The 14155-nt window shown below is 60.7% G+C and carries 10 protein-coding genes; all 10 read left to right on the plus strand.

Annotated features, from left to right (window positions below; translation table 11 throughout):
* Positions 1–61: 61 nt before the first annotated feature.
* The 10 genes from GOB93_RS00760 (at position 62) to trbJ (ending at position 14152) form a co-directional block, all read left to right on the plus strand.
* Positions 62–1276, plus strand: coding sequence for a TolC family protein (locus GOB93_RS00760; RefSeq protein ID WP_010666082.1), 1215 nt, complete (start codon positions 62–64; stop codon positions 1274–1276).
* Positions 1273–2436: an efflux RND transporter periplasmic adaptor subunit gene (locus GOB93_RS00765; protein ID WP_018308111.1), complete on the plus strand. Its 1164-nt coding sequence runs from the start codon at positions 1273–1275 to the stop codon at positions 2434–2436. The genes GOB93_RS00760 and GOB93_RS00765 overlap by 4 nt, the downstream gene beginning before the upstream one ends.
* Before the next feature lie 2 nt (positions 2437–2438).
* Complete coding sequence (locus tag GOB93_RS00770) at positions 2439–5495, plus strand: efflux RND transporter permease subunit (RefSeq protein ID WP_018308110.1); 3057 nt, start codon at positions 2439–2441, stop codon at positions 5493–5495.
* A gap of 1270 nt (positions 5496–6765) precedes the next feature.
* Complete coding sequence (locus GOB93_RS00775) at positions 6766–8757, plus strand: conjugal transfer protein TraG (RefSeq protein ID WP_010666656.1); 1992 nt, start codon at positions 6766–6768, stop codon at positions 8755–8757.
* Between the two features lie 7 nt (positions 8758–8764).
* Positions 8765–9211 (plus strand): hypothetical protein, encoded by a 447-nt coding sequence (locus GOB93_RS00780; RefSeq protein ID WP_026200111.1) that lies wholly within the window; start codon positions 8765–8767, stop codon positions 9209–9211.
* 194 nt (positions 9212–9405) lie between these two features.
* Positions 9406–10329: a P-type conjugative transfer ATPase TrbB gene (gene trbB, locus GOB93_RS00785; protein WP_018308109.1), complete on the plus strand. Its 924-nt coding sequence runs from the start codon at positions 9406–9408 to the stop codon at positions 10327–10329.
* 2 nt (positions 10330–10331) lie between these two features.
* On the plus strand, positions 10332–10664 hold the full coding sequence (locus GOB93_RS00790) for a TrbC/VirB2 family protein (RefSeq protein ID WP_018308108.1): 333 nt from the start codon (positions 10332–10334) through the stop codon (positions 10662–10664).
* The gene (locus tag GOB93_RS00795) at positions 10664–10939 is read left to right on the plus strand and encodes a VirB3 family type IV secretion system protein (protein ID WP_010667264.1); all 276 of its coding nucleotides are present in this window, start codon (positions 10664–10666) and stop codon (positions 10937–10939) included. Before GOB93_RS00790 ends, GOB93_RS00795 begins: the two co-directional genes overlap by 1 nt.
* A gap of 13 nt (positions 10940–10952) precedes the next feature.
* Positions 10953–13385: a conjugal transfer protein TrbE gene (gene trbE / locus GOB93_RS00800; protein WP_010667263.1), complete on the plus strand. Its 2433-nt coding sequence runs from the start codon at positions 10953–10955 to the stop codon at positions 13383–13385.
* Positions 13382–14152: a P-type conjugative transfer protein TrbJ gene (gene trbJ, locus GOB93_RS00805; protein ID WP_010667262.1), complete on the plus strand. Its 771-nt coding sequence runs from the start codon at positions 13382–13384 to the stop codon at positions 14150–14152. Before trbE ends, trbJ begins: the two co-directional genes overlap by 4 nt.
* Positions 14153–14155 lie beyond the last annotated feature (3 nt).

The raw sequence follows: 14155 nt of genomic DNA on the forward strand, positions 1-14155 counted from the left end.
CAGTCGAATGTCCGTGTGTTGTGTTCGGTGTCGGTGGAAATCTGTGGCGGCGAGCCTCGCAATGGCTTTGGTGTCGGGTGGCGTGGCCACAGCCGACGATACGACAGCGATTCCCGCCACCTTGCATGATGTCATCGCAGCAGCATGGACGAATGATCCTGCCCAGAATGATCTCGCGACTCAGGAAGCTGGGGCAAAGAAACGCCAGCGTGCCGCGAAATCCTGGTTCGCAGGTGGGCCATCGGTCGATGCTCAATATTATGACGACAGACCCAGCGGCCGTAACTATGCGTACCGCACGACACAGGTGGGTCTCTCCGTTCCTCTCTGGCTGCCAGGACAAGGAACGGCAACTGAGCATGTGGCTGAAGCCGATGCACAGGCCGCTGTAGTACAGAAGGATGTCGCCCATATGGCGGTGGCCATTCGTGCCACGGATGCCATCGGGGCTGTCCTGCTCGCCGAGCGACGGCGATCTGCCATGGATTCCACACTGGCTGCGTTGCGACGCATGGCCAGGGCCGTGCGGGCATCGAGCCATGCAGGAGAAAGCACATCGGCGGAACAGCAGGCGGTGGATGCGCGGATCGCTCTTTCGGAAAGCGATCGCAATGCCATCGACGAGGAAGTCGAGGCCGGCCAGGCCAATCTGGATATTCTGACCGGCCATCCGACGAAAGCCGGTCTGTCGGAAATCGACACGCACTGGCCGCTATTCCTGCGAGCGACCGCGCGGCCATGGAGCGAGGCGAACGACCCGCGCGTGCGTGCGGCTCACCAGAGCGTCACGGTCGCCACGGAACAGGATCATCTTGCCGCTCACAGTTATATGCCCAATCCGGAAATCGGCGTCGGCGTGATCAATCAGGGCCAGTACGGTTCGCCATGGGACACGCAGGTTGGGGTCAGTCTCAGGATGCCGATCCCAAGTGACGTCACATCGGTTCCCGTGAGAACGGCCGCTCAGAGTGCGCTTTCCACCGCCATCCGGCAGGAGATCGCCACCCAGAGGACCGTCAGGGCCGAGATGGCGCGCGTCCAGGCACATCTGAAAAACACATCGGCCTCGATCGTCAGTACGGCTCAGGCCGCGCACGAGATGCTTGTGCGCGCGGACGCCATGGAGCGGTCGTGGCGATCCGGTGAAACATCACTCATAGAGGCGCTTCGTGCCCGCATGGATGCCTATAACGCCCTGCTGACCTTCAGCCAGGCCGAAATCGATCATCGCATTGCGATCGTCAGAACTGTTATCGCCTTGGGGTACATACCATGAGATCGACCTGTATCCTCGTTGTCGCAGCCCTATTCGTGGCTTTACCTCACCTGGCTTTGGCGGAAGAAACAGAGGGGTGGCAGCAGACCGTGACCATGGATGCAGAAGCCCGGCAGGCCGAGGGTCTTGAAACCGTCAAGGTTAAAAAAGGCTCCGTAAGACCCCGAATTCAGGCGATGGCGAGTGTAACGGAGAACATCGCGCGTTCCGTGTCCATACGGCCGGCAGGCGATGGCAAAGTCCGCGCGGTCTCCGTCCTGCCCGGCCAGCAAGTCACCGTCGGCCAGACGCTCGTCTCCTATATTGATCACTCATTGCATGTCGTCGATCTCCAGCTTGCCCAGGCGAAAGCTAGTCTGGCCAGCGCCCAGGCCAACCTCGCTGATACTGCACTGGCGTACCGTCGTGGTAAGTCATTGGCCGGGGCCACAGTCTCCGCGGGCGAAGTGTCGCGTCGCCTTGCCGTGATGCACGAGGCGCAGAACGCTGTCCACTTTCAGGACGCTGCGGTCAAAACCCTGACCCATCGTCTTGAGGAAGAATTCACCTCGCCAACGGAACGGATCGTGGACTTCGAAAATTCGGTCCTGATCGCGCCGGTTGATGGCATGGTCGAACAGGTCGGTACGGCTGTCGATAATGATATTTCGCCCACAGACGTCGTAATCAGGATTACGAGTCTGGAAACCGTATGGGTCGTGGCTAACGTCCGCCCCGAAGATGCATCAGACATTTCAATTGGCACTGAGATGACGTTCATGCCCGTGGGAGCCGATCCCGCGCAAGCCGCGATGGCAAAGGTTCAGACCATTGAAGGTACTGCCGATCCCGAAACTGGGCTGGTGAAGGTTGTCGCGACATTTTCGGATCCGCGTCGGAGATTCCGGCCCGGCACCCAGCTCAATGCCTGGCTTCCTGCGCAGGAGCAGGCCAGCGGTCTGATCGTGCCGTCCGCCGCCCCGCAGAATGTCGACGGGCATATGGTGGTGTACCGGCAGACCGGCGCCGATACGTTTCAACCTGTTCCCGTTCGTGTGCTCCTCGAAGGGCCAGAGCAGAGCGTGGTGTCCGGAGATCTCAAGCCTGATGACACTATCGTCGCAAAGGGGAGCTTTACGCTCAAGGCGATGGCGCTTCTGTCCGGTCTCGATGGAGACTGAAAATGCTCTTTGAATTCTTCCAGAAGCAACGCTTTTTTGTTTTCGGTCTGATTTTTGCCCTCCCGATAACCGGACTGGCCTGTGTCGAAGGGCTTCCTGTCGAGCCTGTTCCCGACATTTCACCCCGCCAGGTCATGGTGACGGTTACTGCTCCCGGGCTTGCGACCGAGGAAGTCGAAAAGTTGATTACCTTTCCGGTCGAGACCAGTCTGACTGCTCTTCCGGGTCTCATTGATTTGCGCTCGGTATCAAGGACGGGTGTATCTGCGGTCTATCTACAATTCGACGATGCGACAGACATCGACTTGGACCGCGCACGTGTCGCCGAACGTCTGCCGGCCGCTCGTGAGAGTGTCGCCGTTCCGGGTGTCAGCGTTCAGATGGGGCCGCGGACGACCGGCATGGGCGAGATCATGCAGTTCCAGATCCGCGGACCTGGCTATTCGCTCATGGACCTCAACCGCATCATGCACTGGACGGTCGCGCCTGAACTGAGACTTCTAGCGGGCGTGGCCGAGGTCAATATCAATGGTGGCGCGGAACAGACCTTTCAGGTCACGCTCGACCCGCTTCGGCTGCGTACCTACGGAGTCACGGTGACAGACGTCTATCAGGCAGTTGACCGTAATAACGCCTCGGCTGGTGGTGGCTGGATTGCCCACCAGGCCGAGCAGCAGGTGATTGTTGGCCGTGCCCTGGTCGGCGACCTGAATGATTTCGGTCTGATCCCGGTCAGAATCGGCCGGAACGGGCATGTCATCCGGGTCCAGGACGTGGGGAGTATCGCACTGGGTCCGCGGACGCGCCTCGGCGCGGCGACCCGGGACGGAAACGGAGAGATCGTCCTGAGCGCGGTAATGATGCAGGACGGAGCAAGCTCGAATGCCGTTCTTGCAAATATCCGCAAAGCACTTCCTGGTATCCAGAAGTTGTTGCCAGCCGGCGTGACGCTTGACCCCTACTATATGCGCTCGACGCTAACGGGAGAAACCATTTCCACCGTCAAGGAAAATCTCCTGATCGGCGCGGCTCTGGTGCTTGTCGTTCTTATCGTGGTTCTGGGTGACTGGCGCGCGTCGCTGGTCATTGCCTCCGCCATCCCCGCCGCGCTGTTGTCAGCCTTCATCGGCATGAGGGTTTTCGGGGTCTCGGCCAACCTGCTGAGCCTCGGCGCAATTGATTTCGGTATGATTGTCGACAGCTCTCTCGTTGTCGTCGAGCACTTCATGACGTTGAGGGAGGCTGAAGGCACAAAGCGTTCCATGCGGGACACAGCTATTGAAGCGGCGAAGTCTGTCGTCAGGCCGGTGACATTTTCGATTTTCGTGATCATTATGGTCTACCTGCCGATCCTCACTCTGGAAGATATCGAGGGCAAGATGTTCCGCCCCATGGCGCAGACCGTCGCCATGGCGTTGCTGGCATCACTGATTTACTGCTTCATTTGCATCCCCGTCCTTGCAGCAGTACTCCTGCGTGATCCGAAGTCTCACCAGGAGACGAGGTTCGTGCAGTTTGTGCGACGCTATTACGAGCCGATGCTGGCCTGGAGCGAAAAGCATAGCAGGACAGTGATCATCGTCACGATCTCTGTGTTCCTCGTTTCGGTTGGCCTGGCCACGCGGTTGGGTGGGGAGTTTGTACCGACGCTGGAAGAAGGCTCCCTGACGACAACGGTCACGCGCTGGCCGAGCGCCTCACTGCCTACCGTCATTGATGAAATCGGGAAACAGGAACGAATCATCCGTTCGTTCCCTGAAGTTCAGACGGTGGTAACAAATATTGGCACACCGGCTGTTCCGACAGATCCTATGGGCCCCAACGAGTCAGACAGTTTCATCATTCTGAAGCCCCTCTCGCAGTGGAAGACCGGGCGGACCCAGGATCAGTTGGTTCAGGCGATGGCCGACACCCTCAAGGCGAAGCTCCCCAGTGCCAATTACGAATGGTCACAGCCGATCCAGATGCGAATGGATGAATTGCTCTCAGGTGTTCGCACTCAAATAGCTATCTCCGTTTATGGCGATGACTTGGAGGAACTGGCGAAACTGGCCGATGAAGTGACCTCAGCCGTGGCGGCGGTTCCGGGGGCTGCGGATGTTGCCCCACAGGGCGACGGAACAGTGCCCTTCATGCATATCGACATCAATCGGGATGCCGCAGCCAGACGTGGGGTGGCCGTGTCCGACGCTCTTGCCCAGATCACGGCTATCGGTGGATTGATCGGAAAACCTGTTGTTGTGGGCAACGCGATCATACCAACTCAGATCCGCCTTGATCCGACTTCGACCCTGTCAGTTTCGATGATCGGAAATCTGCCCGTGCGCAGGTTGGACGGACAAGGGTGGGTCTTGCTGTCGGATATTGCGAAACTACAGGTGATAGACGGCCCTTCCCGGATTGATCGGGACCGTATTCATAGGCGCGTCATTGTTCAGGCCAATGTCCGGGGGCGGGACGTCAGTTCCTTTGTCGCAGCGGCGCAAAAAGCGGTTGCGGAGAAGGTCAGACTCCCGTCAGGCTATCGTCTTGAATGGGCCGGACAGTTCGAGAACCTGAAATCGGCAATGCAACGTCTGGGTCTGGTTCTACCCATCGCTCTCTTGTTGATATTTGCGCTCCTGATTGCAGCATTAGGATCATTCAGGGCGGCCTCCCTGGTATTCATCAATCTCCCTATAGCAGCGACGGGAGGAATTTTCGCACTGACCTTGCGTGGGTTGCCGTTTAGTATTGCTGCCAGCATCGGTTTCATTGCGCTGTTTGGTGTGGCCATTCTCAATGGCGTCGTTCTTGTAAGTCAGATCCGCGCGCTTCAGGAAGCCGGCATTGATGCGGCAACGGCGGCATTCGAGGCAGCACGCGCCCGATTCCGGCCTGTCATCGCGACCGCAAGCGTCGCTAGTCTGGGCTTCTTCCCGATGGCGTTTTCGGGAAGCATGGGCGCGGAGGTCGAGCGGCCGCTTGCGACTGTTGTGATTGGAGGTCTTGTGACATCGACCCTGCTCACTTTGCTTGTTCTACCAACCCTTTATGCTAGCCTGTTTCGGAAGCGCTGAATTCAGAGGACATACGAGCCTTTTGTGACTACTTCATTTCACCGTTGCCGCCAACCATGGCGTTTGCATCCCACACTAACCTTCCTGTGCGGTGGATGTCGGTCGGTTAGGATGCGGCCGATCATCAGGAATTTCAAAGTCTGTACACTCGTTCGATTCACGAAGAAGACCTAGAAGTGCATCAGGAACGGGCTCATTGATAATGCTACCAAACCGCGCACGAAAATGCTGTTTTATCCAGAATTTGACGATCTGGTCCTCAGACTCGATGTCCATCTCCGAATACCTTCCATGACCGATCAGTGAATTAAGTCACGGTCCTGCGGCCCCAACGTCATGAGGTGATCCACGATATTTCGTACATTCATCCAGAATTGCGCGCTGTCGCTCTGACCCGCGTCAACACATCGCAAGACATGCGTATGCGCTTTGTTCCGCGCTCCACTCCATCCGAAGGATCGGATCAAGGCGTCTGCCATGTCTGACGCAGAACACTTATCGGAAGTTTCGTCATCGTTTTCTATCGCCAAATCCGCTCTCCGTCTCGCACGACATGACGACGACGGAAGCGAATTGAGGGCGTGACTCCCCGTACCCGCCTGGCGTCGGGCGGGTCGAAAGGTGTTTTGCACTGGGCGTAGCCACCTCCTGCCTATTCCCCTGCTGAGAACAGCCAAAGCTGTTCACCGCAGGACCGTAGGTCCGGGTGTTCTATTCGGCAGGCCACCCGACATAGGAGGCCGCCCAGTTGCAAAAAAGCGTTTCGACACGCTGATTTCAGGATAGCACATGGGATATCCCCATGTCACCCTTACGTAAGCGCGCGTGCGCGCTGCACCTTCGCGATGCATATCCGTCAACTCGGCAAAAAGTTTGGAGATGAAGCGAGTATTGATTAATGAAGTCGTAGCATTCTCTGCTTTGACCAACACTGTATTCAGAAGTTCCTATACTCTGCCATTCTTCTAAAAAGAAATTCCATGTCTCTATATTTCCTATAATTCCTATTCTTTTTAACATATTTTCCATCCGATGCAGGCTGCGCTGCCGATCGTCCATTCCTCATTGTCATTGCCGTCACCGTAATTTTGAAGCTCAGCCCTATCTCCGAATCGCCTGCTACCGGTGTGTCCCAGGATCGGCTGGGCGGACCTTGTCCGCACAGCGCAAGTATTTTTTCGCTCTGGTTTGCCCGGCTGCGAACAACGCTTAAAAGCACTTGAACGCAGGAATCCGCCGTTCCTTCCTCCTCTAAAAGGGAGGGCTCCCGATGTCGGGCACCAAGATTCTTTGGGGGCAGATCATCGTCGTCTTGGCGATCGTCCTGCTGACCATGTGGACTGCGACCGAATGGATCGCTTGGAAGCTGGCCTTCCAGGCTGAACTCGGGCGACCCTGGTTCGTAATCCTGCGGTTCCCATTCTACTTTCCGCCCGCGTTCTTCTGGTGGTGGTATGCGTATGACGCCTATGCGCCGGAGGTCTTCGCACGGGGTGCCTATATCGCCGCGTCGGGCGGCATCCTGGCTGCGGTCACTGCGATCGGGCTATCGGTCTGGCGCGCGCGCGAGGCGAAGCGGATCGAGACATATGGCTCGGCCCGTTGGGCTGACGCCAAGGAGATCGCCCAGGCCGGCCTACTTGACCCCGACGGCGTGGTACTAGGCCGCTATCGTCAAGAGTACCTGCGGCATGACGGGCCAGAGCACGTCCTGACCTTCGCACCAACGCGCAGCGGCAAGGGTGTCGGCATGGTCATCCCCACGCTCCTGACCTGGCCCGGTTCGGCCATCGTCCACGACATCAAGGGTGAGAACTGGGAGCTGACGGCGGGATTCCGCGCCCGTTTCGGACGTGTCGTGTTGTTCGATCCCACCAACGCAGCCTCGTCCGCCTATAATCCTTTGCTGGAGATTCGGCGCGGGGAGTGGGAAGTCCGTGATGCCCAGAACGTCGCCGATATCCTCGTAGACCCGGAAGGCAGCCTGGAGAAGCGCAACCACTGGGAGAAGACTTCGCACTCCCTTCTCGTCGGCGCCATCCTGCATGTCCTCTATGCCGAGCCCGACAAGACTCTGGCCGGTGTCGCCAATTTCCTGTCGGACCCGAAGCGCCCGATCGCCACCACGCTGTCAGCGATGATGCGGACGAAGCATCTTGGCGATGCCGGCCCGCATCCCGTCGTGGCCTCGGCCGCGCGCGAACTGCTGAACAAGTCCCCCAACGAGCGCTCGGGCGTGTTGTCCACAGCCATGTCCTTCCTCGGCCTCTATCGCGACCCGGTGGTCGCGGAGGTGACGCGGCGCTGCGAATGGCGGATCGCCGACATCGTCGGCGCCGATCGCCCGGTGACGCTCTACCTTACCGTGCCACCGTCTGACATCAGCCGCACCAAGCCGCTGATCCGTCTGGTGCTGAACCAGATCGGCCGGAGGCTGACAGAAGATCTTGATGCTGCGGCGCGGCGGCGGCGTGTGCTGCTGATGCTCGACGAATTCCCGGCCCTCGGGCGTCTGGATTTCTTTGAATCGGCGCTGGCCTTCATGGCGGGCTACCGGATCAAGAGCTTCCTGATCGCCCAGTCCCTCAACCAGATCGAGCGGGCCTACGGGCCGAACAATTCGATCCTCGACAACTGCCATGTCCGCGTGAGCTTCGCCACCAACGACGAACGGACGGCCAAACGTGTCTCCGACGCGCTCGGAACCGCCACCGAGATGAAGGCGATGAAGAACTACGCGGGCCACCGTCTTTCGCCTTGGCTGGGCCATCTGATGGTTTCGCGCTCGGAGACGGCACGCCCGCTGCTGACGGCGGGAGAAGTCATGCAGCTCCCGCCAGCGGACGAGATCGTCATGGTCTCCGGGCTGTATCCGATCCGTGCGAAGAAGGCCCGTTACTTCGAGGATGCGCGCTTCCAGGAACGCATTCTGCCACCGCCAAAGCCTACGCCCCCGAAGGACGGGTGCCCGGACGACTGGAGCCGCCGCCCCCTCCCACCCAGGCCGCCGGCACCCGATGCGGCGGCCGAAACGCGGACAGTGGAGGACGAGGAAGAAGACCCGAAGCAGTCCGCCCGGCGCCATCAGCCCGAACTGGACGAAGGCACTGTCGAGAAAAAGGAGCCGATGGAGAACGAGTTCACGCCCGATCCGGTCGATGAATTCGACGACATCGCGCCCCGCAACAACCGGATGAATGATCTCATGCGCGGTGTCGCCCGGCAGGCGTCGCTCGACCGTGGCGATGAGCTTGAGTTGTGAGGCCGCAATGGCAATGCCGAAAAAGAAGGCCCAGATCTCCGTCTATCTCGATCCCGAGGTGATGAAGACTCTGTCCGCCTATGCCGCGCGACGCGCGCAGCCGATGTCGCTGATCGTCGAGGCCGCTGTCGCCTCCTTCCTTTCGCCCGATGGCGAGGAGCGCCGCGAGGCTGCCACATCGAAGCGTCTCGACCGGCAGGACCGGCGCCTCGCGCGGCTGGAGCGTGATATTGGCATCACGGTGGAGACCCTGGCGCTGTTCATCCGCTTTTGGCTGACCACGACCCCGCCACTTCCCGAACCGGCCGCCAAGGCAGCGCGGGCACAAGCCGGAGCGCGCTACGATAATTTCGTCGCGGCCCTCGGCCGCAGGCTGGCTCAGGGACCACGACTCCAGCAGGAAATTCCGGAGGACGTTTCGGACCCCGCCGCACAGGATGATCCGGAGTCGTAATTTTCGCACCCCGCAAGTATTTTTGCCCTCCGTCTCGCTGCGTTTCTACGACGCCTGAATTCTTGTTGAACCGCCCCGTTTCCTGCCTTTCCTAATGATCCCCGTCGCCGTGCGCCCATCGCGCTCGGCTTATACCGGGGAAGATCATGTCGGTTTCCGCCATCAACCAAGGGGCAAGGGTACGGAGCATTTCCATGCTGCGTACGGCGATGGGGCCTGCGATCGCCGGGCACCTTGCCGATGCGGCTGTGGTCGAGCTGATGCTCAACCCCGATGGGCGGCTGTGGGTCGACCGTCTGTCTGAGGGGCTGGCTGATACGGGTGATGTGATTGCACCAGCCGATGCCGAGCGCATCGTCCGCCTGGTCGCACACCATGTCGGGGCGGAGGTGCATGAGGCAGCCCCGCGCGTATCGGCGGAATTGCCGACTGGCGAACGGTTTGAGGGATTGCTGCCGCCCGTTGTGACCGCCCCAAGTTTCGCGATCCGCAAGCCCGCTGTCGCCGTGTTCACCCTCGACGACTATGTCGAGGCCGCGATCATGACAACGGACGAGGCGGCATTCCTGCGCCGCGCTGTCACGGAACGGAGGAACATTCTGGTCGCGGGCGGCACATCGACGGGCAAGACCACGCTGGTCAATGCCCTCCTGGCCGAGGTTGCGAAAACCGGCGATCGCATCGTGCTGATCGAGGACACGCGCGAACTGCAATGCACGGCGCCCAATCTCATCGCCCTGCGCACCCGTGAGGGCGTCATCACCCTGTCGGATCTCGTCCGGTCCGGTCTCCGCCTGCGTCCCGACCGTATCCCCATCGGTGAGGTACGTGGGGCCGAGGCCCTTGATCTGGTCAAGGCATGGGGTACTGGCCATCCGGGCGGTATCGGCACGCTGCACGCCGGATCGGTGCTGGCTGCCCTGTATCGTCTGGAACAACTGATCCAGGAAGCGGTGGTCACGGTGCCACGCGCCATGATCGCGGAAACCATTGACGTGATCGCTGTCCTGTCTGGACGCGGGACGGCCCGTCGCCTGTCCGAACTCGCCACCGTGGACGGGATTGATCCCGGCACTGGTGCCTATCGCATTCATTCAATCGATACCGATGGAGATTAGAAATGAACCTCACGCTGTTCCGTGTGCGTCGGCACGCGCCTGTCCTCTCCACCATGCTGCTGCTGTCCATCGCATGGTGCTCCTCGGCCCTGGCGTCGGGCTCCGACATGCCGTGGGAGGAGCCGCTCAACCAGATTCTGGAATCCGTGCAGGGACCGGTCGCCAAGATCATCTCGGTGATCATCATCACGGTCACGGGTCTGACCCTGGCGTTCGGGGAAACATCGGGTGGGTTCCGCCGCCTGATCCAGATCGTCTTCGGCCTGTCCATCGCTTTCGCCGCCAGCTCGTTCTTCCTGTCGTTCTTCTCGTTCTCCGGCGGAGCACTGATCTGATGGCGGGATATGACGATGACGCGTTGCCGGGGTTCCATGTCCCGGTGCATCGCTCGCTGACCGATCCCATCCTGCTGGGTGGTGCGCCCCGTGCCGTCGCCATCGCCAATGGCACGCTGGCCGCCGCGATCGCGCTGGGCCTGCGGCTCTGGCTGATCGGAGCCGCATTCTGGATCGTGGGCCACGGGCTCGCGGTCTGGGGGGCGAAGCGTGATCCGCTGTTCATCGAGGTCGGGCGGCGACATCTCCGTTACCCCGCCTGGCTGCGGGCGTAGGGAGGGCAGGGCGATGATGTCCCTTGGCGAATATCGCAATCGCGCCGCCCTCCTGTCGGATTTTCTCCCATGGGCCGCGCTCGTGGAGAAAGGCGTCGTCCTGAACAAGGACGGCAGCTTCCAGCGCACGGCGCGCATCCGTGGTCCCGATATGGATAGCGCCACGCCTGCCGAACTGGTCGGTGTCACCGCACGGCTCAACAGTAATCTCCGCCGTCTGGGCTCCGGATGGGCGGTGTTCGTCGAGGCGCAGCGCGTCCCGGCCACACTCTATCCCGAGAGCGATTTCCCGGATGCCGCCTCGCACATGGTCGATCTGGAACGGCGTGAGCAGTTCGAGGATGAGGGCGCGCATTTCGAGAGCCGGTATTTCCTGACCCTGGTCTGGCTGCCACCGGCGGAATCGTCCGACCGGGCTGCCCGGTTCCTGTTCGAGGGCAGGGAGCGCGAAGGGCCGGACCCACACGGCATACTCCATGCGTTCGTGGATCGCTCCGACCGGATGCTGGCGTTGCTGGACGGTTTCATGCCCGAGGCCACCTGGCTCAATGACGGTGAAACGCTGACCTATTTACATTCGACCATTTCGACGCGGAACCAGCGTGTCCGGGTGCCGGAAATCCCGATGCATCTTGACGCGCTGCTGGTCGATCAGCCGCTTTCGGGCGGGTTGGAGCCGAAACTCGGCGATGCCTTCCTGAAAACGCTGACGATCACCGGTTTCCCGTCGCGGACCTTTCCCGGAATCCTGGATGACCTGAACCGGCTGGCGATGCCCTATCGCTGGTCAACCCGTGCCATCCTGCTCGACAAGACCGACGCCACCAAGGTGCTGACGAAGATCCGCCGGCAGTGGTTTGCAAAGCGTAAGAGCATCGCAGCCATTGTCCGGGAGGTGATGACCAACGAGGCATCCGTTCTCGTGGACAACGACGCTGCCAATAAGGCTGCCGATGCTGACTTGGCCTTGCAGTCCCTCGGTGCCGACGATGTCGGACAGGCGTATCTTACCGCGACCATCACGGTCTGGGACGGTTCCGCCTCCATCGCGGCCGAAAAGCTTCGGCTGGTTGAGAAGATCATCCAGGGCCGCGATTTCACCTGCATGACGGAAAGCCTCAACGCGGTGGAGGCATGGCTGGGTTCGCTGCCCGGCCATGTCTACGCCAATGTTCGTCAGCCCCCGGTCTCGACGCTGAATCTGGCGCATATGATTCCGCTGTCGGCCGTCTGGGCAGGGCCGGAGCAGGACGGGCATTTCAAGGCAGCACCGCTGTTCTACGGCAGGACGGCGGGCGCCACACCATTCCGGTTCAGCCTTCATGTCGGCGATGTTGGCCACACGCTGATCGCAGGACCAACAGGGGCGGGCAAATCCGTGCTGCTGGCGCTGATGGCGCTCCAGTTTCGGCGTTATGCGGGATCGCAGATTTTCGCCTTCGATTTCGGCGGGTCCATGCGTGCGGCGACGATGGCGATGGACGGGGACTGGCACGATCTTGGAGGCGGGCTGACGGACGAGGGCGATGGGCATTCCGCCGTCTCCCTTCAGCCGCTGGCAAGGATTGACGATCCCGACGAGCGCAAATGGGCCACGGAATGGCTGGGGCAGATCCTTGTCGGTGAAGGGGTAACGCTGACCCCCGAGGTGAAGTCTCACCTCTGGTCGGCGCTGAACTCCCTGGCGTCGTCGCCCGTTCAGGAGCGGACCCTGTCAGGTATGGTAGCACTTCTCCAGTCCAACGCCCTGAAGCAGGCAATGGCGGCATATTGCCTGGGTGGTCCCTATGGCCGCCTGCTGGATGCGGACACCGAGCGGCTGGGTGACGCCGATGTCGTGGTGTTTGAAACGGAAGGGCTGATCGGGTCCGGGGCGGCATCGTCCGTGTTGTCCTACCTGTTTCATCGGATCGAAGGACGGCTGGATGGCCGTCCGACCCTGCTGGTCATTGATGAGGGCTGGCTGGTTCTGGATGACGGGGACTTTGCTGGCCAGCTTCGGGAGTGGCTGAAAACCCTGCGCAAGAAGAATGCGTCGGTGATTTTCGCCACCCAGTCCCTGTCGGACATCGCCAATTCCCGCATTGCCCCGGCTGTGGTGGAAAGTTGCCCGACGCGGATCTTCCTGCCCAATGAACGGGCCATTGAGCCGCAGATCGCGGCCATCTACCGCGATTTTGGGCTGAACGACCGACAGATCGCCATTATCGCCCGCGCGGCGTCGAAGCGGGAATATTACTGCCAGACCCAGCGGGGAAATCGCCTCTTCGAACTGGGGCTCGGGCCGGTGGCACTCGCCCTGTGCGCCGCCTCCGGCAAGGACGACCACCGGCTGATCGACGCGATGCTGGTGGAACATGGGCGGGCCGGCTTTCTCCCAGCCTGGTTCGAGGCGCGTGGCGTCATGTGGGCGGCCGATCTTCTTCGGGAAGGAGCGATGCCATGACGGAAGAACCTTTCCGTATTCGGGCAAAAGATTTCCGCCCCGGATGTGCCGTGGTCTTCGGCGCTGCTCTGGCTTTTGTCATGCCAGTCGTGTCAGCCCATGCCCAATGGGCGGTCTATGACGGCGCCAACCACGTCCAGAACGTGCTGATCGCGGCCCGCACGCTCCAGCAGATCGACAACCAGATCACGTCACTGGCCAATCAGGCGCAGATGCTGGTCAACCAAGGTCGCAATCTGGCGAGCCTACCACTTTCGACACTGTCGACGCTGCAATCGACGATTTCCCAAACCACAGCGTTGCTCGCGCAGGCGCAGAATATTGCCTACAGCGTCCAGTCCGTCGAGCAGCAGTACCAGCAGGCGTACACGTCCGTGTCCTCTGGCATGTCCGACGGTGCCCTGTTCAGCCAGGCACAGACACGCTGGCAGAATTCTGTGGGTGGGTTCGAGGACGCCCTGAAGCTTCAGGCGCGGGTGGTAGGAAACATCCCGAGCGACAGTTCGGCCATGACGCAACTGGTTTCGGCCAGCCAGACGTCAACCGGGGCGTTGCAGGCCGCGCAGGCCGGCAACCAGCTTATGGCCCTGCAATCCCGGCAACTGTTCGACATCCAGGCGGAACTGGCCGCCAATGGCCGGGCTGCGGACCTCGAACGGGCGCGACAGGCGGCGAACGAGGCAGGGGCGGAAGCCCAATATCAGCATTTTTCGCAGTATGACGCCTATGTTCCCCAGGCCGTCGCCATCCCAAGTTCTGGATATTGAGCA

Origin of the sequence: Acetobacter musti, from assembly GCF_011516835.1 — a bacterium.
GTDB lineage: Bacteria > Pseudomonadota > Alphaproteobacteria > Acetobacterales > Acetobacteraceae > Acetobacter > Acetobacter musti.

Coding starts and splice junctions, on each gene's coding strand:
- GOB93_RS00760 (WP_010666082.1), top strand. CDS start 62: ATGGCTTTGGTGTCGGGTGGCGTGGCCACAGCCGACGATACGACAGCG.
- GOB93_RS00765 (WP_018308111.1), top strand. CDS start 1,273: ATGAGATCGACCTGTATCCTCGTTGTCGCAGCCCTATTCGTGGCTTTA.
- GOB93_RS00770 (WP_018308110.1), top strand. CDS start 2,439: ATGCTCTTTGAATTCTTCCAGAAGCAACGCTTTTTTGTTTTCGGTCTG.
- GOB93_RS00775 (WP_010666656.1), top strand. CDS start 6,766: ATGTCGGGCACCAAGATTCTTTGGGGGCAGATCATCGTCGTCTTGGCG.
- GOB93_RS00780 (WP_026200111.1), top strand. CDS start 8,765: ATGGCAATGCCGAAAAAGAAGGCCCAGATCTCCGTCTATCTCGATCCC.
- trbB (WP_018308109.1), top strand. CDS start 9,406: ATGCTGCGTACGGCGATGGGGCCTGCGATCGCCGGGCACCTTGCCGAT.
- GOB93_RS00790 (WP_018308108.1), top strand. CDS start 10,332: ATGAACCTCACGCTGTTCCGTGTGCGTCGGCACGCGCCTGTCCTCTCC.
- GOB93_RS00795 (WP_010667264.1), top strand. CDS start 10,664: ATGGCGGGATATGACGATGACGCGTTGCCGGGGTTCCATGTCCCGGTG.
- trbE (WP_010667263.1), top strand. CDS start 10,953: ATGATGTCCCTTGGCGAATATCGCAATCGCGCCGCCCTCCTGTCGGAT.
- trbJ (WP_010667262.1), top strand. CDS start 13,382: ATGACGGAAGAACCTTTCCGTATTCGGGCAAAAGATTTCCGCCCCGGA.